The following is a 20,161-nucleotide window of genomic DNA, read 5'->3' as shown; positions in this document are numbered from 1 at the left end:
TTACGAGAACTTCCTTTATCTTTTGCTGAGAATGAGTATTCTACGATCGCATGGGTGTACTTGACGGACAGACCGCGTTCATTCTGGGCGCCTCGGCCGGAATCGCTCAGGCGAGTGCCCGGCTGTTGGCCGCCGACGGTGCCACGCTATACCTGCTCGGTAGGTCGAGCACGCGCCTGGAAGCGACCCGCGAGGGCATCCTCGCCGTAGCTCCGGAGGCCGAAATCGTCCTCCAGAAGGGCGATCCGGAGGACGAGTCGACCGTCGCGGCAGCCGCCCAGTCGGCCTTTGACGTCAACGGGCGGCTGGACATCGTCCTCGGTACGGTGGCCGTCGGGGGCACAGGTCCGTTGATCGGGCAGGACCTTGAGACCTTCACCAACTTCGTCATGGGCAATCTGCGGTCCAATTTCCTGGCGATGCGCTACTCGGCGCCGCTGATGACGAACGGCGGGTCGATCGTGTTCATCTCGTCGACGTCGTCGAAGATCCCGATGGAGGGACTGGGGCACTACTCGGCCGGCAAGGCCGCGCTCGAGATGATGATCCGAGTGGCGGCATCCGAACTCGGGCCGAAAGGAATTCGCGTCAACGCCGTCCGGCCCGGGTTGACGGAGGCGGCCACCACCCAGGGCTACATTCACCTGGAGGAGTTGACCAGCAGCTTCCTCGAACGTGTCCCGCTGGGCCGGCTCGGGGTGTCCGAGGATATCGCGCCCGGCGTCCGGTACCTCGCCGGCCCCGAGTCGAGTTGGATGACGGGGCAGAGTTTCGCGATCGACGGCGGCAACGAGGTAAGGGGCGCGCCTCGTGGCCCGATGTTCACCGTTTAGCTGAAATCCAACGCGTCGCGGGGCGCGGTGATCGGGAGATCCAGCGAGGTGGCAATGCCGGGGGCGGCATCGACAACGTACGGGATGGCGTTGACCACGCGCATGGCTGTCGCCTCCATGGCGTCGTCGTTCGCTGACTTCGCGGTCGGTTCGGTGCCGAACCGAAGATCGCAGTGGATGTGCGGTTCGCCCTCGATGACGATGCGGTAGGTGCCGTGCGGCGCTGACGCCCATTCGGGTGCGAGATCGGGAGCCATGCGGTTGATGTGCTCGATGGTGATCACCGGATGGCCGTTGACCACCCCGGTCGTCTCGGCACGCACCGCCCCACAGGTGCCTGCGGGGATCAACCCGCACGCGACGTGGAGGTCGCGTGGCGTGATCGCCCGCTCGTAACGTTCGGTCACCTCGTCGAGCTCGACACCAAGGGCTCGTGCCACCAGACCGATCGGCGGTCCCCAGGCGAACCGCTGTGCGCCTTCCAGCTCGAGCAGCGGCGTGAAGTCCAGCGGACGCCCGAAGCCCATCGCGTCGAACATCGAGTACTCATTGGGGTAGGCCGAGTAGTCGATGATCTCCTGCGCGCGGACCGATCGGATGGTGTTGGACAGGGTCGACAGCATGACGGCGAACTGATCGCCGGCGAAACCCGGTTCGATACCCGAGGTGTATATCGTGACGCCGCCGGCGAGCGCCGCCGCGCGCACTTGGTCTGCCAGGTCGGGAATCCATCTCTCGGGAAACATCATTCCCGGTGTGTTGGTCGTGACGACGTTGATGCCGGCCTTCAGAAAACGGACATAGTCGGGAACTGCGGCCGCATCCATGTCGGCACCCAAAGCCGCGTAGACCACGCAGTCCGGCCTGAGCTTGATGATGTCGTCGAGGTCGGATGTGGTCGTCACGCCGATGGGGCCAAGGCCGACGACCTCACCGGCATCGCGGCCCGTCTTCTCGGGACTGTGCACCCACACCCCGACCAGGTCGAGGTGTGCTCGGCGGTGAATCGCCCGCACCGCGATGCTGCCCACACCGCCTGTCGATATGACTGCTACGCGTAACACTTTGTCTGACAAGGGCCTTGCTCCTTCACTCGGTGCTTCTTGGCTACAGATCGGGGATCGGAAGCGATGAGTTCGGCCCTTAGCGGGCCGACAACAGCCCGCTGAGCTGCCGCGCCAATTCCGACTTCTTCACTTTCCCGGTCGCGGTGAAAGGGAGGTCCTGTTTTGTGGTGACCCAGATGAACTTCGGCACCTTGTACGCCGAGAGGCGCGCGCGCAGTTGCTCTCGCAGAGATTCGCCATTGAGTGTCGATTCGCCGCGGGGCACCACCGCCGCGGCGACCACCGTCCCGTCATCGCTCTCGGCGCCGACCACGTACGCCTCGAGTACGCCGTCGCACTCGGCCAGTGCCAGTTCGACTTCGCCGGGTGTGACGTTGGTGCCACCGCCGGTCTTGATCAGGTCGCCCAAGCGTCCGGTGAACCTGATCCAACCGTCGTCGTACGAGACGCCGCAGTCGCCGGTCCGGTAGTAGCCGTCCGGGGTGAACACCTCTTCCCGCTCGCGCTTGTGCAAGCGTTGCATCAACGAGTACCCGCGAACCCATATTTCGCCTTGCGCGCCAACGGGCGCCGGCTGTCCCGTGTCGGGGTCGACGATCAGATGGTGCAGCCCTTCAATTGGTGGACCGCCGATTTCGGACCGATCGGGCGCCTGCGGCAGATACGGGTCGATTCCCAGGTGATTGCCGCACAGCTCGCTCATTCCCAGGCCGCTCGAGCCCTTGGGCTGACGCTGCGGTGGCACCATCGCCGGCATGCTGGTGCGGTGCACCGAACTCAGATCGCGTGCCGAGAAGTCGGGATGTTCGGCCAACGCCTTGCCCTGCTGCGGCCAGCCCAGCGCGATGGTCGCGTGGTGGCGCTCCATGAGTTCCAACGCCTCTCCCGCGTCGAACGCGGGCTGGGTGACCAGGGTGGCGCCGTGGTGGATCACCGCGTGCAATCCGGTGATCAACCCGCCCACCCAGAAAAAGGGCATGGAGGTGAACATCACGTCGTCGTGGGTGACGGTGTACATGAACGTGAGGTTGTAGGTGTGCCGGACCAGTGTGCCCTGGCTGTGCACAGGTCCCTTGGGGTCGCCCGTGCTGCCTGAGGTGTAGATGATCATCGCGTCATCGGCCGGTGTTACACACGATTCGACGTCAACGAGAAAGTCGGTGTCGCGAAGGGACATCGGGCGATCGGCGTCGATCGTCGTCGTCCAGGCGCGATCGGATGCCGCTCCCCACACCGCGACGGTCCGCAGGAACGGAGCGACGCGCACCGCGATGCGGTCCGGCTCGCGCTCATCGGCCAATCCCGGCAGCGCCTCCTCGAGGAGGGCGAGGAAGTCCTGATTGCGGAATCGTGACCACGAGAGGATCGCCTTCAGGTCGGCATGACGCGCAGTCCAGGCCAGTTCGGACGCCCTGTAGAAGGTGTTGAGTGGAACGGCCACCGCGCCGATGCGTGTGGTGGCAAACCAGGCCAGCGCCCAGTCGACGCTGTTGGGCATCAGGATTCCGACATGATCGCCTTTGCCGATGCCCTGAGCCAACAGGGCAGTTGCGAGTGCAGCCGAGCGCCGATCGAGGTCGGCATAGGTCAATACCTGGCCGTCGGCGATGAGGAAAGCCTTGTCTCCGAAGCGTGCCGCGCAAAATCTCACCAGTGCGGGGATCGTGGGTGAGATCTTCGGGAAGGGCATGAGCGCAGGATAGTAGGATTTCCGGAAAACGGTAACACCGGTTCTCGCCCTCCGGGCTCCGCTTACAATATCCGCCATGGCCACAGAACTGCGGAGCTCGATAGCCGGCGACAGATTGGACCGTGTGGAATCGAGCCTCGCAATCAGTCAGCTGCCCAGCAAATATGCGATGGCCCTCGACGCCCGGGACCTCGACACCCTGGTGGGGCTCTTCGTCGACGATGTCGGTGCCGGCGCGGAAGGCCGTGGCAGGGATGCGTTGAAACGTTGGTATGACGGGGTGCTTCGGCGGTTCTACCGCAGCATCCACCTGATCTGCGGCCACCAGTTTGACTTCGTCGACGCCACGCACGCGATCGGATCGGTCTATTGCCGCGCCGAACACGAGGACGGTGACGGGTGGTACGTGATCGCGATGCGCTATGACGACGTCTACGAGCGCCGCGATGGCCAGTGGTGTTTCGTCAAGCGGAGGGAGCATCCCTGGTATTCAGTCGATGTGACGGAGCGCCCGGGACCGGAGTTCATGCGCTGGCCGGCTGACGTTCCGTTGCGCGCGGCCATGCCCCAACGCATGCCGACTTGGCAGGCATTTTGGGCTGACGCGGATCCGGCGCTGCCCGAACGGCTGTCGGCACGTCCGTAGCCTTAAGCTCGGGTTGCTTGCCGGTCGGCGCGGTTTACAAAACCGCATAGAACTGACATTCTCAAACAATGCAAACAGGCGTTATCGCCGTTGCTGACCTGGTGGTGCGCTCGCACCCATCCCACCGCGACCAATGGAGGCCGTCATTTCCGTCGACAAAGTACTCAGCGGTGTGCGTGTGCTGGAGGTCGCCGCGTGGACGTTCGTGCCGTCGGCCGGCGCCGTCCTGGCGGAGTGGGGGGCCGAGGTCATCAAGGTCGAGCCGCGTGACGGCGGTGACCCGCAGCGTGGACTGGTCACAATGGGCATCGTCGACGAGGGCGGCGGCACGGTCAACTACATGATCGAGATACCCAATCGGGGGAAGAAGTCGATCGGCGTCGATCTCCGCACTCCCGGCGGCCAGGACGTTATCCGCAAGCTGGCCGCGACCTGCGATGTGTTCCTCACCAGCTACCTGCCTAGTCGGCGCAAGAAAATGGGCATCGACGTCGACGACATCAGAGCCGCCAACCCCAGCATTGTGTACGTCCGCGGGTCGGGCCACGGTCCGAAGGGGCCCGATGCCGACAAGCCCGGCTATGACGGTGTCTCCTACTGGGCACGCGGCGGCATCGCCACCGTGCTCACCGAGGACGCCGAGGAGCTGGTGCGCTCGCGACCCGCCTTCGGCGACCTGCTCGGAGGAATGACGATCGCTGGCGGCATCGCGGCCGCGCTGTACCGCAAGGCGACCACGGGACAGGGATCGGTGGTGGATGTCTCCCTGCTTGGGCTTGCGGCCTGGAACCTCAGCCCCGACGTCGCAGTCAGCCAGATCCACGGCGGCGGCGCCGTCCCGCACTACAGCCACGGCGACGCGCCCAACCCCTTGGTGGGGACCTACAGCACCAAGGACGGGCGTTACGTCCAGCTGATGATGCTGCAACTCGACAAGTTCTACCCGGAAGCGATGCGCGCCATCGGCCTACCCGAATTGATCGATGATGAGCGGTTCGCCGGCCCAGCAGCGCGATTCGCCAACCGCGCTGAGCTTATTTCGCTGATGGACAACGCGTTTGCCCAACACACACTCGCCGAATGGCGGGAAGCGCTCGCAGACCTTTCCGGCGCCTGGGGCGTGGTGCAGACGCCGGGGGAGCTGTGTCATGACCCGGCGGTGTCCGCGAACGGCTATATCGCCAGCACCACGACGATGAACGGTGCGTCGTACTCGCTGCCCACCAACCCCGTCCAGTTCGACGAGCATGCCGTCGTCCCGCCGGGGGCGCCCGAGCACGGCCAGCACACCGAAGAAGTGTTGATGGAGGCAGGATTCGACTGGGACACCATCGCGGCTTACAAGGAGACCGGAGCGATCCTATGAGCGCGACGACGTCACACGAAGTCGCCGGCAGCCCCGTGGAATTCGACCCGTTCTCTGAAGACTTCTTTAACGGGGCGTTCGACACCTACCGGCGGCTGCGGGACGAGGCTCCGGTCTATTACAACGCCAGGTGGGATTTCTGGGCTCTGACCCGGTACGAAGACGTGGCGCCCGCCACCAAAGACCACGAAACATATTCGTCGGCAAAGGGCGCGACGCTGGACATGGTGCACGCGCATGACGATGCGCTACCCGTGCCGAAAGTGATCATTTCGATGGACCCGCCGGAGCACAACAAGATGCGCAGGCTGGTCAGCAGCGTGTTCACCCCGCGCGCCATTGCCGCGCTGGAAGACATGGTGCGCGAGAAGGTCTACGAACGAATCCACGCAATCGACCCGTCTTCTTTCGACGTGGTGGCCGACTTCTCGGCCCGGTTCCCGAACGAGATCATCACCACCATGCTCGGGGTGCCGAAGCAGGATCGTGACCAGATCCGGCACTGGCTCGACCTGTTGCTCGAACGGCGCCCGGGTCAGATCGCGGTTCCCGCAGAAGGTTTCGAGGCATCGACGAAGACCGGCATCTACTACTACAACCTTGTTCAGCAGCGGCGCGCCGAACCCCGCGACGACATGATCAGCCGGCTTATCGAGACCGAGATCGAGCGCGACGGTCAGGTGGAGAAACTGACCGACGTAGATATCACCGGATTCGCGACCATGCTCGGAGGCGCTGGAGCCGAGACCGTGACCAAGCTGATCGGCAACGCCATGGTCGCCTTCGCCGACTTTCCCGACCAGTGGCAGAAGTTGCGACAGGACCGCAGCAAGATTCCCGCGGCGGTCGAAGAGTTATTGCGTTACGAGGCGCCGTCGCAGTACCAGGTTCGCACCGCCACCCGCGATGTGGTGCTGCACGACAACGTGATTCCCCAAGGTAGCGCCGTGCTGCTTGTCACCGGGTCAGCGACGCGCGACGAACGGATGTTCCCGGATCCCGATCGGCTTGACATCGACCGTGAGCGCAAGATGGGCTTCAATCTCGCGTTCGGCTACGGCATTCACAGCTGTCTGGGGGCGGCGCTGGCGAGGATGGAGAGCCGCATCGCTCTCGACGCGCTGCTCGACCTCATCCCGGAGTACGAAGTCGACCGCGGCGGGTTGCGCCGGGTGGCCATGTCGAATGTTTTCGGCTGGGCCAACGTTCCCGTGCGCAAGCGGGACTGACGGGACTGAATTGTGTTCGCTCCTTTATGAAAGCGGGAAAAGATGACCTCTGATCGCGTGGCTCTACACCGCAGGATCGCACACGGGAAGTGGGAGACCTACGCGAAGGCTCCCGAGACCGGCAAAATCAGCTACGGCGAGGAGTGGGTCTACGCACCAGACGCTGTAATGATGTGCCCCCTGTTCAACGGCGGCGCCGATCACGTGATGGCCGACCTGGCGTCGGAGGAGGTTCTCGCGGCCATGCAGAAGTACGCGCCCGACGGAGACATGCTCACGTGCGAATTCCGCATGTGGTGGAAGCACATGCCGGACTTTCGAATCGTCACTCCGTTCGAGTGCACCTCTGCCGATTGGGGGTTCGCAGTCCGCGACACCTACGCGGGAACGCTGACCGACGGCACGGTACTCCAGCTTCACGAATGGGATTACGTGTGGACCAACGACGAGGGCCACATAACCCGTTGGGACTGGTTCGTCGATTCCCGGGAGTGGTATCCCTTCGTCGATCTCATCGGCCTCGATCGCGACAGCCTGACGTATCAGGCCTACACCGTTAACTTCCTGCGTGAAGGCAGCATTGTGGGCTGAGGTCTGGCGCCTTGATGTGCTTCGTCGACCGCGCCATCAGCGGGTAGCGGTGTAAGGGCGAGATCTGGTTCGTGATTGCCTGCTCACGACTGCTGGACCCGCCAAGGGATAACCAAGCACGCCGGGTGCCGCGTCCACGACCTCGGGTATGGAGTTGACCGCAGCCAGCGCTGTAACCGCGACACCCGGATTGACTCGATCCGAGGCCGATTGCTCGAAGTACAGCTCCAAACACATACTGGGCCTCCCCTCGACTCGGATGACCATGCCACCTTGGTCTTCCCTCGACGGCCTGGGCCATCGCTCCGGCCAGGGTGTGGAACTCACCGTTGCGAAATACTGCACCGCGACCGCTGGCCGACCGTCGATGACGCCGGCGAGCTGCCAACGGTGCGCGCAAATCGTCCCTTCCGGAATCACGCCGATTTCGGTTTCCAGATCCGTTGGTGCGAGCAACGTTTCCCAATCCAGTTCCACTCCGTTGAGTTCCAGACCGAGGATGTCGGCGATGTAGCGCACCACGGTCTCCCAATCGTGGTTGACCTTGCCTGACGCGATTCGAGCGGGCACATGCCCGTCCGGCTTTCCAAACCCCATGGATTCGTGCAGGACATCCCAGATGGGGTAGGACTTGTCGAGGTCGATCGCGTATTCGTCCATCCGATAGGACTCGACGGTTCCGGCGCCGGCAAGCAGGGCGGTAGGGATGTTAAGGCTGACGAAGCCCGGCTCGGCGCCGGTGGCGTAGAAAGTCGAATTACCCTTTGCCGCTGCGGCTTCTACGGCCGCGCGCCACTGCGGCGGCGCCGCAGGCGGGTAGACCATCGGGATCGTCGAGATCGTCACGACGTTGATCCCCGCCTCGAGGTAGGTGACGATGTCGGCAATTGCGTCGTTCTCGCGCCGGACAGCGGTGGCACAGTAGGTAACACAGTCCGGCGTGAGAGCCAGCACCGCGTCGAGATCGTCGGTTGCCCCTATACCGACCTCCGTTCGGCCACACAGGCGACCCGCGTCGACTCCGGCCTTTTCGGGCGTGGACACTTTGACTCCGACGAGTTCCAGTGCCGGATCATCGATGATTGCCCGGAGTGCCTCCTTCCCGGTCAGTCCCGTACCTACGTGAACAACGCGATACCTTCCACGTTTCTCAGTTGCCACCGTTCAATCTCCTATGTCGTTTTGCCGGGAGCCGCCATCATCGTGCTCCACGGTTACGGCGGATCATTGCGCTACGGCACGCACGGGTACGCGTCCCCAGCCGAAGACATTCGGCATCTTGACCCGTTGCAGGCCCGCGACGTCTACCTCGAACTCGGGGATCAAGTCCAACAGGGCATCGATGGCAATGCGTCCCTCCATGCGCGCCAGTGCCGCGCCGAGACAGCTGTGTATTCCGTAGCCGAATCCGAGGTTGTGGCCGGAGTGCCGACGATAGATGTCGAAGCGATCTGCGTCGACGAACGCACGCTCATCCCTGGTGGCCGAACCATTGATGAGCATCACCGGCTTGTGCTTGGGCATCACCGTGCCATGAAGCTCGACATCGACCTTGCTCCAACGGATGTCGTATTGCGATGGTCCCTCGTAACGCAGCAGCTCTTCGAAGGCGGCGGGGATAAGGCTTCGGTCTCGCCTTAGTGCCTGCCATTGGTCCTGGTGTCGCGCAAACACCACTGCGGCGCTGGCGACCAGCTTGGTCACCGTCTCGGCGCCCGCACCGCCGAGCATCGACGCAAAGGCCGAAATCTCCGTGTCGTCGAGGCGGGTCATGGTGCCGTCATCGCGTTCGACCTCGACCTGGGTGAGCCGCGAAATCATGTCGTCTTGCGGGTTGGCGCGTTTCTCGACGACAAGGTCGTAGTAATACCTCCACATGGTCACCGCCGACTCGCGCCCGTGCAGCGTCGTGCTGATGTTTCCCGGCTCGCGTTCCAGCAGCGCGTCGAGCCAGTGCCGGATCTGCTGGCGACCGTCCGGCGGCACCCCCAACATCGTGGTGATGATCTCGACGGGGAATGGTGCCGAGAAGTCCTCGACCATGTCGAACGACGTCACATCGATGGTTTGCGCGATTGTTTCGATCACATTCCGGATCATCGGCTCGAGCTTGGCGATTGCACGTGGGGTAAATACCTTGTTCACCAGCGACCGCATTCTGGTGTGCTGCGGAGGGTCCATCATGATGATCACCCCGTGCGGGACCATCGCGTCAGGATCGATGAAATGATCGAGGGTCACTCCCTTCGCCGAGGAATATGTTTCGTGATCACGCATCGCGGGCGCGACGTCCTCATAGCGGGAAAGGGCCCAGAAGTCGTACTGCGTGCTGTGGTAGACCGGCGCCCGATCGCGTAGTTGGCGGTAAGTCTCGAACGGATCGTTGAAGAACTCATCCGAGAAGGGATCGAAGTGAACGGATCCCGGAGACGTGCCGGAATGATCGTTCATTGCCCTCCTTTACGTTTCGATGTGCGCCACGTGATCTTGAGCCAGGTGGCCGGTCAGTTCAGCGGTCGTAGTCTCTGTGCGCCTCCTGCGCGTAAAGACCTCCTTACAATATTGAGAGTAGATCTTCTCACGTAATAGCACGGACTGGCCTCGCTCGTTATGCACCGTCTCCAGAAGGTGGGTAGGGTGATCACGGCTGGAGCGCTAGGCCCCCACGCCGCCCTCCTTCAGGAAGTTGATGGTGTACTCCTGGCTCGTCAGCCCGTCGGGCTCGAGCCCGATCAGTGCCAGCAACGATTTCCACTCGGCCGAGTCGACAAACCAGTCCCAGCGCGAGATACGCCCCTTCTCGTCGGTCCAGATGTAGTCCCATTCCCGCAGTTCCAACCGGGTCCCGTCGGGAAGTGTCCCCGCATAGGTGTCGCAGGAGGAGAAGCCCCAATCGCCAGCCACACATTCGAATGGGCTGATCAGCCGGTAGTCCGGCATGTGCTTCCACCACATGCGCCACTCCGGGGTGAGAATATCGCCGTCCGGCGCATACTTGGCGATGGCCGCCGCGACCTCGCCGGAACGCATATCGGCGGCCGACTGCGGGACCCCGTCGTTAAACAGGGGACTCATCATCACATAATCGGGTGCCCAGATGAACTCGTCGCCGAATGTAACGTGGCGGTTGCGCTCAATCGGTTTTGCATAGCCCTCCCACTTCGTGAAGGCAATCCTTTCGTGTAGCGCCACGCGGTCCTGGGCCATCTCATGTCCTTTCGGCTAGTGCAGCGAATCTCTCTAAATAGGGCCATGCGATCGCGGGCGGTATCCCGCCGCATAACGGCGAGATGTTGAACATCTCACCCGCTGCGATGCGCTTGCGCGCTTCGTCGACCGAGAGGATCACATGTGACGACGTATTGCGAAGCTCGTCGATGGTCGTGGCGGTGGTGATGTTGGCTGACACGGCGTTGCCGGGGTTCCACTCCGAGTAGGCCATTGCATCGTGCAGGAGGTACTTGCCGATCTCGTCCCATGCCGCGTCGACGTCGTCGGCGACGAAGCAGTTGGTCGCCGCGTCACGCTCGGGGATGAGGACGAAGCCGGGCTCGAACCCGTTGTCGCGGCATGCTTTTTCGTAGGCCTCCCGCATTCCGGGCACTCCGCCGTTGGCAAGCAACCCGAGACCATTGCGTCCAGCACGCCGAGCGGCTGCCAGGCTGGCACCGCCCCAGCTCATCATGGGACCTTCCGGCGTGCGCGGTCGTGGGGTGACCTTCATTCGCCTGCCGCCGTATTCGATCTCTTCGCCGGCAAGGAGGCGGCGTAGCACGCCGAGCTTCTCGTCGGCCAGCCTGCCGCGGTCGGACATAGAGAGCCCGAAGTGATCGTATTCCTCAGCGCGATATCCGATTCCGAATACATAGGTGGCTCTGCCCGCGCTGATGTGATCCAGCACGGCCATGTCCTCGGCCAGCCGTGCCGGATCGTAGAAGGGCAACAAGATCGTCAGGTTCAGCATCAGTTGCTTCGTGCGAGCGGCAATGGCCGCGCCGAGCAGCAACGGCGACGGCAGATAACCGTCATCTGCGCAGTGGTGTTCGCACAGCACGACGGCGATACAGCCATGCTGCTCGGCCCATGCCGACATCTCACTGGCCGCGGCGTACAACTCGGTGGCCGGCGCTCCGATGGAGGGCGCTCGCATGTCGAAGCGAAGGGTGAACATAGCCCTGTCTAATCCAGTTGCCGCGCGTCGGATCCCATGACTTCGGTGCTCATCTGCATGATCAGCCGAACCACTTCGTTGCGTGACATGTGCTTGAAAAGTTCAGACGCCATTCGGACGTCATCGCCCGTGGCGATCGTCGGTCCGTTGCCAAGATTGGCGAACGCCTCATCCACCACGCTCGCCGCGGTCACCGCACCCGGGGGAACCTCGTCGACAGATTTGAGTCGGCCGCGCTCGAACTCCAGTTGCCGCAGAGCCGGTGTGTCGGTCATGCCGAGGACCAGACCCAGGACGTCCACGCCCTTGTCGTGCAACTCCGCCCACAGCCCCTCAGTGAAAACCATGTCGAAGGCCTTGGTTCCTCCGTATGCCACCATGTTTCGGCCACCGGCCAGCGCAGCACCCGAAGTAAAGTTCACGATGCCGCCTCGTCCTCGCTCAACCATGAGACCCGCGAAGTGGTGGCACAACCGCATCAGCACCAGGCAGTTGCGTTGCAGCAGGGCTTCGGCCGCCGATACCGGATTGGCAAGAAAAGGTTGGTAATTCGGATCCCCGCCGGCGCAGTACACCAGCATGCCGACCTCGATGTCTGCGGTGGCGTCGATGATGGACTGCGAAGCGTCGGCCTCGGTGAGATCGATGGCGAGCGTCCGAGTTTCGGCACCGGTGCGCTCGTGAATCGCCTCGGCCACCTCCTCGAGAAGGCGTTGGCGACGGGCGACGAGCGCGACGTTCACTCCTTCCCGTGCCAACCGTTCGGCGAACAGCGCGCCGCATCCATCGGACGCGCCGACGATCACCGCCCACGGTCCGTACCTTTGTGCGATGTCACCCATGGGTGGCCGTCACCGCAGCGAGCCGAACAGAGGTGTAGGTGCGACGGTTGATCCGCCAACCGTCCGGCGTCCGTACGGCGTGGTCGTCGTAGTAACCAACGGGGTTCGCGCCCGAGCCGTCCTCCATCAGGATCAGTGCGTCGACGTAGGTGCGGATCGTCGCGGTGTCGGTGTCTATTGCTATGGCCTGGTTGGTCATTCGATGGATCGTGTGCGCCGCGCCGACGTGGGCCGCCTCCATAAACTGTGCCACCTCTGCGCCACCGGTCCATTGGCCGACCACACCGTAGTCGACGCGCGCATCCTCGGTGAAGACCGTCGTGAGAAGCCGATATTGCTGGCTGTCGATTGCGGTTGCGTACCGGACCGTGAGGTCGAATACGTCGTCGCGGTCCGACATCAGAGATCACCGTTGGGGTGGATCACGACGCGGGGTGGCCCCTCGGACCGCCGCGCCGCCTCCAGCGCTGCGGGAACCTCGTCCAGACCGATGATCTTGCCGACGCTGGGCAGTGGGTCCAGCTTCCCCTCGACGACCGCATCCAGAACGCCGTACCAGTCCTGCGGTAGCGGCCCTCCGCCGAACTGCAGAGTGAGGCCGTTTCGGGTGGCCGCGGTGATGTCGAGGGTGTCGCCGCTGTACCAGCCACCCGCGCAGTAGATGCGCGACGAGAACTCCGCCTCCGCGACAATCTCGTCGATAAGACCCGCGGCACCAACGCATTCGAATACCACGGCGGAGCCGGCCAGGTGGCGTTCGGCACGAACCTTGCGGAACACCTCGAACACCGACTCCTGTGCCGGGTCGACCAGAACATGCGCGCCGAACCCCGTGCGGGCCAGTTCGCGTCGCTCGGCGCTGAAGTCGGACACGATGATCGGATCAACCCCGCGCCCGCTCAGCGCAGCGACCGCGGACAGCCCGATGGCACCCGCGCCTAGGACGATCGGGATCTCACCAGACTGCAAGTTCGAGGCCCGGACGTAGAACTCGCCGACGGCGAAGGCGTCGACCACAGCGACCGCATCGCTGGACACCCCACCCTCTATCACCCTCGCCGTTGCCTCTGGTACAACGAGCAACTCACCGAAACTGCCCTGGGCCTCGGGGTGCTGTCCGATGATGCGCAAACCGCCGGCGCCGCCGTCAACCAACCGGATAGGCATCGACGTCACCCTGGCCCCGATCGGGAAGGCATCGCTGCATCCAGGGCCATGGCCGATCACCTCGCCCACGAACTCGTGTCCCATGACGATGTCGCGGTCGGGGTCGTAGAGCGACCGGCCCGTCGGATCGTCGATCGCCAACTCGGGATGGTCCATGTAATGCACATCGGACGCGCAGATCGCGGTGCTGAGCGTCTTGAGCAGCAGGTCACCCTGCCCGGGGATGGGATCGGCCGTCTCGCGAACCGTAAGCTCGCCGCCCCGCAGCACCACGGCACGCACTGGCTCTCACATCCTCATGGGATAATCTCTACTATTAGAGAAAGTTTTATCCGATTACTGAGTCGACCGTAGAATGCGGCGCGAAGGGAGTCAAGATGCGCGGAGTCGCCTCAGCGCCGGCCGAGCGTGTCCTCGATGTCGTTGAGTTGCTCAGCCGGCCGGACAGTGGCGGGCACCGATTTTCCGACGTCGCTCGCGAGCTCGGTCTTTCTCAGGCGACGGCACACTCCATACTCAAGACCTTGTGCGACCGCGGTTGGGCGACCCGGGATCCCATTTCCAAAAAGTTTGTCCTTGGCCTGACTGTGGCCCGCATCGCGGAGAGGTTCGAAGCCACGCGCCCATTTCACGCCGTCGCTCGCGAGGCCATCCGCCGTCTCGCAGAGACGACCCATATGCCCGCCTCGGTAGTCGAGCGCACCGGAGACGAACTGGTGATTACCGCGTTCGAAACTCCTGACGAGTCAACTAATCCGGTCGCTTCCCACGAGCGTATCCCGTATGCCCCGCCTTTCGGGATCGCCTGCGCCGCTTGGGATATCCCAAGCGAGCAAGAATTGTGGATTCAGCGCGGCGCGGCGGGAGACGCGCCGCTGGCAGAGCGCCTTCGCACCGTGTTGGCTCAGACGCGAGACCGCGGTTATGACGTCGATTGGATGACCCCGGCGCTGGCGCAGGCGGCTCATGCGATCGAAACGTTGTCTAACGAGACAGTGCCCCACAATCTGCGCTCCGTTGTGGACCAACTGCGCGTCGAATTCATTTCGGCGAACTTGCTATCGGGTGACAGCGCACGCGATGAGCTCCCGGTTGCCACAATCTCGGCGCCCGTCTTGGACGAGAAAGGCCGTGTGCGACTCATTCTCGGGCTCCACCCGCTACGCGTTATGACGATGAGCGAAATCCGTGCTGCGGCAAAACCGCTGCTGCGCGAGATCGACCGAGTGGGAGGCCACAGGGCGCCATGAGCTCGTGCACCAATCGCCTCGACGCTCGGGGCCGGAAAACTCGTCGAGGCGCTCGGCGGCGCATCGTCGTGCCGGACCTCACGGCTCGAACGTGAGCTTGTATGCGATGTACTGCCGCCGAAATCTCGTGCATAACTTCACGTTCGACCACTAGGCCGAGTCGGGCAGCACCGCTTGGGCGATGTCGGGAAGCGGGCGTCTGCAGATCTCGCGCGCCTCGTCGGTGGGAACTCCGAACAATCGCAACACGTCTTCGGTCACCCGATCGGCGGCCGCGGCATCGTCACGCTCCGGCTCGTCCTGCAGTAGCTTGCCGAGCCCTAAGAGCGCGCCGGCGGCGACCGCGACGGCCAACTTGGGATCATCGACCGTGAACCGCCCGGCCGCCGCTGCCGCCGTGATGTCCCGCAGCGCACGCGGACCGAGACCGCGGTCCGACCCCATGAGATTGAGCCCACTGACAAGCAGGATCCGGCTCTCCTGCGGGCGGCGCCGAAAGAGCCGACCGGTCAACCGGAAACTGCAGGCGAAGGTTTCGGCGGGATCCTCGATCGAGTCCGTTAGCTGATCGAGCAACGCGCCGTGGGCGTCGAGCACATCTGCGACGGCCGCCTCGAACAGCTCTTCCTTGCTGTCGAAGTGGTTGTAAAACGATCCCATCCCGACGTCGGCGGCCTGGGTGATTTCGAGCACCGGGACGTTCAGCTTGCCCGCGGCGATCAGCGCCTGCGCCGCCTGGATGAGGGCCGCTCGGGTGCGCTGTTTCCGCCGCTCCAGCCGGTTGATCGGCTCATCCTGCGCTTCGCTCACGTGGACACAATAGCAGAGCTCAGTTTTGAGGATTTCGTCATAAGCTCTTGACTGAGCGTTCCGTCGCATGTGACGATTTCATCAGTTAGAGAGGAGGCCGGGATGAAAACTGGTCGGCGCCCCATCAGCAAGCTCGGCCGCTACGACCTGACATGGGACATCGAGGAGCGGTCATGACCGGCACGTCGTCGACGGTCGTCACGGCCATGCGCGCCAGCGTGCCGCGCTACCTCCGTTGGTATCACCGCCACGAGATCCACATTGACGCCGAAATACCCGAGCCCGCACTGATTGTCGGCAACCACGGTTTTGGCGGGCTGGCCGACCTCAACGTGCTGGCGATGTTCGCCGTACGCGAGGAAGCGGCATTCACACGACCCATCACCGCGTTGGTTCACCAACTGGCGTGGACGATGGGCGCCGGGCGGGTTGCCGAAGTTCTCGGTGGTCGGCCTGCGAGTCGCGAATCCGCTGATGCCGCGTTCGCCGCCGGACACAACGTGCTGGTCTTCCCCGGCGGCGACGTCGACGCCGGCAAATCTTGGCGCGACCGCAACCGCGTCCAGTTTGATGCTCGCTGCGGATTTGCCCGCCTCGCGATGATCCACGATGTGCCGGTCGTGCCTGTCGTCACGGCGGGGGCGGGTGATTCGTTGTTCGTCGTCTCCGACGGCCAACACCTTGCGCGGCGGCTGCGGCTGCACCGGCATCTGCGAGTCAAGGCGCTTCCGATCAGCGTGTCGATTCCCTGGGGAGTCAGCGTCGGAGTCGCCGGGATACTCCCCTATGTCGCATTGCCAACCAAGTTGATCACCGCAGTGCTGCCTGCCATGACTGCGCACCCCGACGAATCAGCTGAAGATTTCGCCGCCCGCGTCGAGGCCGCCATGCAGGCCCGCCTCAACGAACTTGTCGCCAACCGCACGCCGCTCGTCGGCTAACACCCATTCAGCACTGACCCCCAATCAGCTCACCGCCCACAGCGAAACCCCATGAAGCGCCGAGCGATACGAGGATCCAATGATCGTCATTCATCCCGCCCTAGCGACACGGTCTCGATGATGAGCCGACGCAAACAATCAAAAGGCCAAGCCGACCGAATCCTGGGCACGTTGTGGATGCCATTGGTGGCGCTTCTCGTCATCGCAATCGTGGGTTTCGGTGTGAATCGGATTCGGGAGAAGTCACTGGCGATCAGCCACCCGCCGAATACCCGTCCGATCGCCGCCACGGTGGTTCAGATCAATCCCAAGAACGTCACCTACGAGGTGTTCGGCAATTTGGGAATTAGCGGAAAGGTGTCTTATGCCAACCTCAATAGCGAACCCGTCGACGTCGTGCTGACATCGTTGCCGTGGTCGGTATCTGAAACCACTATGTCGTCGGCGGTGTCGCTGAGCATGGTGGCGCAGGTGGACGGGGACTCGTTGGGTTGCCGTATCCGGGTCAATGGTGAGGTTCGTGAGGAACAGGTCGTCAACCACGCCGGTGCCGCGGTTGCATGCACGGTGGCGGCAGCATGACCTCGGGCCGGCAGCCGCCACCACCGGGTGACGACGTCGACACGGGTCCGGTTCCGGTGCCGGCCCAACGCCCGGTGAAGCACGAAATGCAGAAATATCCAGCTCCCGCACGCTGGCTTCGCGTGCTTGCGATTCCGGTGTTGCTCTTCTGGGTCATCGCTGCGGCGATCCTGAATATTTTTGTTCCCACGTTGGAGGAAACGACCGCGGCCAACGCCAAGGCGATGATCCCGCGTGATGCACCTTCCTCGGCAGCTGCCATCACGCAAGGGCAGGACTTCAACGAGTCCCACTACACCAGCGCTGCCGTCGTCGTGCTCGAGACTGAGGGCCGCAAGCTCGGCGGGCCGGATCACCGGTACTACGACGAGTTGGTCCGCCGGCTGCTCGAGGACAAGGCGCATGTGCAGTCGCTGATGAACCTGTGGGGCGATCCGGTGACCCGCTCGGGTCAGCAGAGTGCGGACGGTCAGGCTGCAACGCTGACGGTCCGGCCGACCGGAGATTTGGGTGACGCCGACTCGAACAGGTCGATCAAGGCCATCCGCGGCATCGTCGAAAAGCTGGACAAGGACAAGCCCGCGGGGCTCAAGGTATATGTGAGTGGCCCCGCGCCGCTGGCGTCGGACACGCTCGGTGCCGCCGACGAGAGCATGGTCACGCTGACCATCGTCACCATCGTGGTGATCATCATCATGCTGCTCATCGCCTTTCGCTCCATCACCCGGGCGATCATCCCGTTGGTGGGTGTGTTGATCACGCTGGCTACGGCACGTGGCGTGGTTTCTCTGCTGGTGGAGAACCATGTCATCGGGATTTCGTCGTTCGCGATGAACATGGCGGTGTCGTTGGTTCTCGGTGTCGCCACCGATTACGGCATTTTCTACCTGGGCCGTTTTCAGGAGGCTCGGCGGGCCGGGGAGGACCGCGAGTCGGCGTATTACACCTCGGTGCGCAGCGTGGCTCACGTCGTTATCGGTTCGGGGGTCGCGATCTCGGGTGCGTGCCTATGCCTGAGCCTGACCACGCTCGATTACTTCCGCACCTTGGGGCCGCCGTGTTTCGCGGCGATGGTCGTGGCGGTCGTCGCGGCCCTCACGCTGGGCCCGGCGCTGTTAACGCTGGGCAGCAAGCTGCCCTGGTTGTCGGCGCCGGCCAAGACCAGCCCCGCCTGGCGCAAACTCGGCACCGCCATCGCTAAATGGCCCGTCGCGATGATCGCGGTTGCGGCACTGGTGATCCCGCTGTGTATTGCGAATCTGGCCAATTACACGGTGAGCTACAACGACCGGGACTACGCGCCCAAGGGCGTCGAGTCGTCGCAGGGTTATGCGGCGGCCGACCGGCATTTCCAACCCAGCCAGCTCTCCATCGACACCCTGTACATCAAGGCCGATCACGATATGCGCAACACCACTGACATGATCAGCCTGGATCGGATTGCCAAGAATATTGTTCGCACACCGGGCATTTCGATGGTGCAAAGCATCACCCGGCCCAACGGCCGACCGCTGGAACACGCCTCCCTGCCTTATGCCATGGGTTCGATGGGCACCAAGATCGGCCAGAATCTCGGATTCTTGAAAGACCGGGTCGCCGATATCGACACCATCGCCGCCCGCATGGGCGACACAATGGCCTCGACCGAAAAGATGGCGGACATCACACGACAGTTGGCTGAAGGTGCGCAGATCTCCACAGAGGCCGCCAAGGGGCTCAAAGAAACGATGGAGAAGATGCGCGACAACATGGCCAACTTCGATGACTTCTTCCGGCCGTTGCGCTCCTATCTGTATTGGGAACGGCACTGCTTCGACATCCCGATCTGCTGGGCCATGCGCTCGCTGAACGAGTCGCTCGACGGTATCGACGAAACGACGCAGTACCTTGGGCCGATGGTCGATGGTCTGACCAAGATTTCCACCGCCACCCCGCAGATGATCGCCCAGCTCAATGCGACAGTGCAGAACATGGCTGTCATGCAGCGGCTGACGCTGACGATGCAGAGCCTGTTTCATGCCACCATCGTCCAGCTCGAGCCGATGATCAACCCGATGGTCGACATGGCGCAGGCATTCGACAACGCTAAGAACGACGACTTTTTCTTCCTGCCACCGGATTCGTTCAAAACCAAGGACTTTCAGGCTGGGTTGAAGTTCATGATGACGCCCGACGGCAAGGGCGCCCGCATCATGATCTACCACCAGGGCGAAGCGATGAGCCCCGAGGGCATCGATCAGATCCAGCGCGCCGAGGCCGCCGCACACGAAGCCATCAAGGGCACCTCCGTGTCGGACGTGGAGCTTCTCATGGCCGGCTCGTCCTCTAATTATCGTGATGTACAAGTGTTTTCGATGAACGACATCTTGACGATGATGTTGGCCACATTCGGATTGGTGTTCCTGATCGTCATGGCCATCACCCGCACCCTGGCCGGTTCGGTGATCGTCTTGATCACTGTGGTGTTGTCCTTCCTCGGCTCGCTGGGACTGGCAGTCTTCATCTGGGAAACCCTGATCGGCATCAAATTGCATTGGCTCACACTGCCCATCGCCTTCATCGTGCTCGTCGGCGTGGGGTGCGACTACAACTTGCTACTACTCTCCCGATACCGCGAAGAACTCTCCGCCGGAATACGTACCGGCCTCATCCGCACCATTGCCGGCTCAGGCAACGTCGCCGTCACCGCGGCGTTCGTGCTCGCCGGAACCATGCTCGCCATGCTCTCCAGCGACGTGGTCAACATCGGCCAAGCCGGAGCGACCATCTGCATCGGACTGATCTTCGACATGATGATCGTTCGCCTCTTCTTGGTGATGCCGCTAGCCAGGATCCTCGGGCCGTGGTTCTGGTGGCCGCAGAAACTACCCACCCGTCATGCCGCCCAATTCAGGGAAGCACCGGCGCCGGACCACAATCGATCAGCATTGGCCAACCAGGCACTGGAGGGCAGCGCATTGGTTTAGGGTCCAATTC

General features: G+C 63.1%; 19 protein-coding genes. 9 read left to right on the top strand and 10 right to left on the bottom strand.

Going from position 1 to position 20,161, the window contains the following annotated elements; all coding sequences use genetic code 11:
• Window positions 1-50: 50 nt before the first annotated feature.
• Entirely contained in the window at window positions 51-833 is a 783-nt protein-coding gene (locus A9X00_RS04890) for an SDR family NAD(P)-dependent oxidoreductase (protein ID WP_067149797.1), read from the top strand.
• Here the strand turns inward: A9X00_RS04890 and A9X00_RS04885 are convergent.
• Window positions 830-1,909 (bottom strand): dihydrodipicolinate reductase, encoded by a 1,080-nt coding sequence (locus A9X00_RS04885; protein ID WP_067149795.1) that lies wholly within the window; start codon window positions 1,907-1,909, stop codon window positions 830-832. The two genes, A9X00_RS04890 and A9X00_RS04885, sit on opposite strands and share 4 nt — an antisense overlap.
• Window positions 1,910-1,976: 67 nt before the next feature.
• Entirely contained in the window at window positions 1,977-3,590 is a 1,614-nt protein-coding gene (locus tag A9X00_RS04880) for a class I adenylate-forming enzyme family protein (protein ID WP_067149793.1), read from the bottom strand.
• Window positions 3,591-3,705: 115 nt separating this feature from the next.
• Between A9X00_RS04880 and A9X00_RS04875 the strand changes: the two genes are divergently transcribed.
• From A9X00_RS04875 to A9X00_RS04860, 4 genes are all read left to right on the top strand, one after another.
• On the top strand, window positions 3,706-4,236 hold the full coding sequence (locus tag A9X00_RS04875; protein WP_082974687.1) for a nuclear transport factor 2 family protein: 531 nt from the start codon (window positions 3,706-3,708) through the stop codon (window positions 4,234-4,236).
• Between the two features lie 133 nt (window positions 4,237-4,369).
• Complete coding sequence (locus tag A9X00_RS04870) at window positions 4,370-5,602, top strand: CaiB/BaiF CoA-transferase family protein (RefSeq protein WP_067149789.1); 1,233 nt, start codon at window positions 4,370-4,372, stop codon at window positions 5,600-5,602.
• Window positions 5,599-6,831 carry a cytochrome P450 gene (locus A9X00_RS04865; RefSeq protein ID WP_067149787.1) on the top strand — a complete coding sequence of 411 codons (1,233 nt, stop codon included), beginning with the start codon at window positions 5,599-5,601 and terminating at the stop codon, window positions 6,829-6,831. Before A9X00_RS04870 ends, A9X00_RS04865 begins: the two co-directional genes overlap by 4 nt.
• Window positions 6,832-6,873: 42 nt before the next feature.
• Window positions 6,874-7,422, top strand: a complete 549-nt coding sequence (locus tag A9X00_RS04860) for a hypothetical protein (RefSeq protein WP_067149785.1) — start codon at window positions 6,874-6,876, stop codon at window positions 7,420-7,422.
• Window positions 7,423-7,458: 36 nt separating this feature from the next.
• Here A9X00_RS04860 and A9X00_RS04855 read toward each other — a convergent pair whose 3' ends face one another.
• The 7 genes from A9X00_RS04855 to A9X00_RS04825 all read right to left on the bottom strand — a co-directional run bounded on the left by A9X00_RS04855 (window position 7,459) and on the right by A9X00_RS04825 (window position 13,875).
• Complete coding sequence (locus A9X00_RS04855) at window positions 7,459-8,583, bottom strand: dihydrodipicolinate reductase (protein ID WP_232006672.1); 1,125 nt, start codon at window positions 8,581-8,583, stop codon at window positions 7,459-7,461.
• Window positions 8,584-8,646: 63 nt separating this feature from the next.
• Complete coding sequence (locus A9X00_RS04850) at window positions 8,647-9,873, bottom strand: cytochrome P450 (RefSeq protein ID WP_067149783.1); 1,227 nt, start codon at window positions 9,871-9,873, stop codon at window positions 8,647-8,649.
• Between the two features lie 204 nt (window positions 9,874-10,077).
• Complete coding sequence (locus tag A9X00_RS04845; protein ID WP_067149781.1) at window positions 10,078-10,629, bottom strand: hypothetical protein; 552 nt, start codon at window positions 10,627-10,629, stop codon at window positions 10,078-10,080.
• Between the two features lies 1 nt (window position 10,630).
• Window positions 10,631-11,593: an LLM class flavin-dependent oxidoreductase gene (locus tag A9X00_RS04840; RefSeq protein ID WP_067149773.1), complete on the bottom strand. Its 963-nt coding sequence runs from the start codon at window positions 11,591-11,593 to the stop codon at window positions 10,631-10,633.
• A gap of 8 nt (window positions 11,594-11,601) precedes the next feature.
• Entirely contained in the window at window positions 11,602-12,435 is an 834-nt protein-coding gene (locus A9X00_RS04835; protein WP_067149772.1) for an SDR family oxidoreductase, read from the bottom strand.
• A complete protein-coding gene (locus tag A9X00_RS04830; RefSeq protein ID WP_067149770.1) occupies window positions 12,428-12,835 on the bottom strand; it encodes a nuclear transport factor 2 family protein in 408 nt (135 codons plus the stop codon). The genes A9X00_RS04835 and A9X00_RS04830 overlap by 8 nt, the downstream gene beginning before the upstream one ends.
• Window positions 12,835-13,875, bottom strand: a complete 1,041-nt coding sequence (locus tag A9X00_RS04825) for a zinc-binding dehydrogenase (protein ID WP_067149939.1) — start codon at window positions 13,873-13,875, stop codon at window positions 12,835-12,837. The genes A9X00_RS04830 and A9X00_RS04825 overlap by 1 nt, the downstream gene beginning before the upstream one ends.
• A 104-nt stretch (window positions 13,876-13,979) precedes the next feature.
• On the opposite strand from A9X00_RS04825, the gene A9X00_RS04820 reads away from it, so the two are divergent.
• A complete protein-coding gene (locus A9X00_RS04820) occupies window positions 13,980-14,852 on the top strand; it encodes a helix-turn-helix domain-containing protein (RefSeq protein ID WP_067149768.1) in 873 nt (290 codons plus the stop codon).
• A 150-nt stretch (window positions 14,853-15,002) separates the two neighbouring features.
• Here A9X00_RS04820 and A9X00_RS04815 read toward each other — a convergent pair whose 3' ends face one another.
• Complete coding sequence (locus A9X00_RS04815; RefSeq protein WP_067149766.1) at window positions 15,003-15,662, bottom strand: TetR/AcrR family transcriptional regulator; 660 nt, start codon at window positions 15,660-15,662, stop codon at window positions 15,003-15,005.
• Between the two features lie 173 nt (window positions 15,663-15,835).
• Here A9X00_RS04815 and A9X00_RS04810 point away from each other — a divergent pair, with 173 nt between their 5' ends.
• The 3 genes from A9X00_RS04810 to A9X00_RS04800 all read left to right on the top strand — a co-directional run bounded on the left by A9X00_RS04810 (window position 15,836) and on the right by A9X00_RS04800 (window position 20,151).
• The gene (locus A9X00_RS04810) at window positions 15,836-16,603 is read left to right on the top strand and encodes a lysophospholipid acyltransferase family protein (protein WP_067149764.1); all 768 of its coding nucleotides are present in this window, start codon (window positions 15,836-15,838) and stop codon (window positions 16,601-16,603) included.
• Window positions 16,604-16,723: 120 nt separating this feature from the next.
• Window positions 16,724-17,185, top strand: a complete 462-nt coding sequence (locus A9X00_RS04805; protein WP_067149936.1) for an MmpS family transport accessory protein — start codon at window positions 16,724-16,726, stop codon at window positions 17,183-17,185.
• The gene (locus A9X00_RS04800; RefSeq protein ID WP_232006670.1) at window positions 17,182-20,151 is read left to right on the top strand and encodes an RND family transporter; all 2,970 of its coding nucleotides are present in this window, start codon (window positions 17,182-17,184) and stop codon (window positions 20,149-20,151) included. Before A9X00_RS04805 ends, A9X00_RS04800 begins: the two co-directional genes overlap by 4 nt.
• Window positions 20,152-20,161: the final 10 nt, after the last annotated feature.

Source organism: Mycobacterium sp. 1245805.9 (assembly GCF_001672915.1).
Taxonomy (GTDB): Bacteria; Actinomycetota; Actinomycetes; order Mycobacteriales; family Mycobacteriaceae; genus Mycobacterium.
This window is presented reverse-complemented; position numbering and strand designations above follow the sequence as displayed.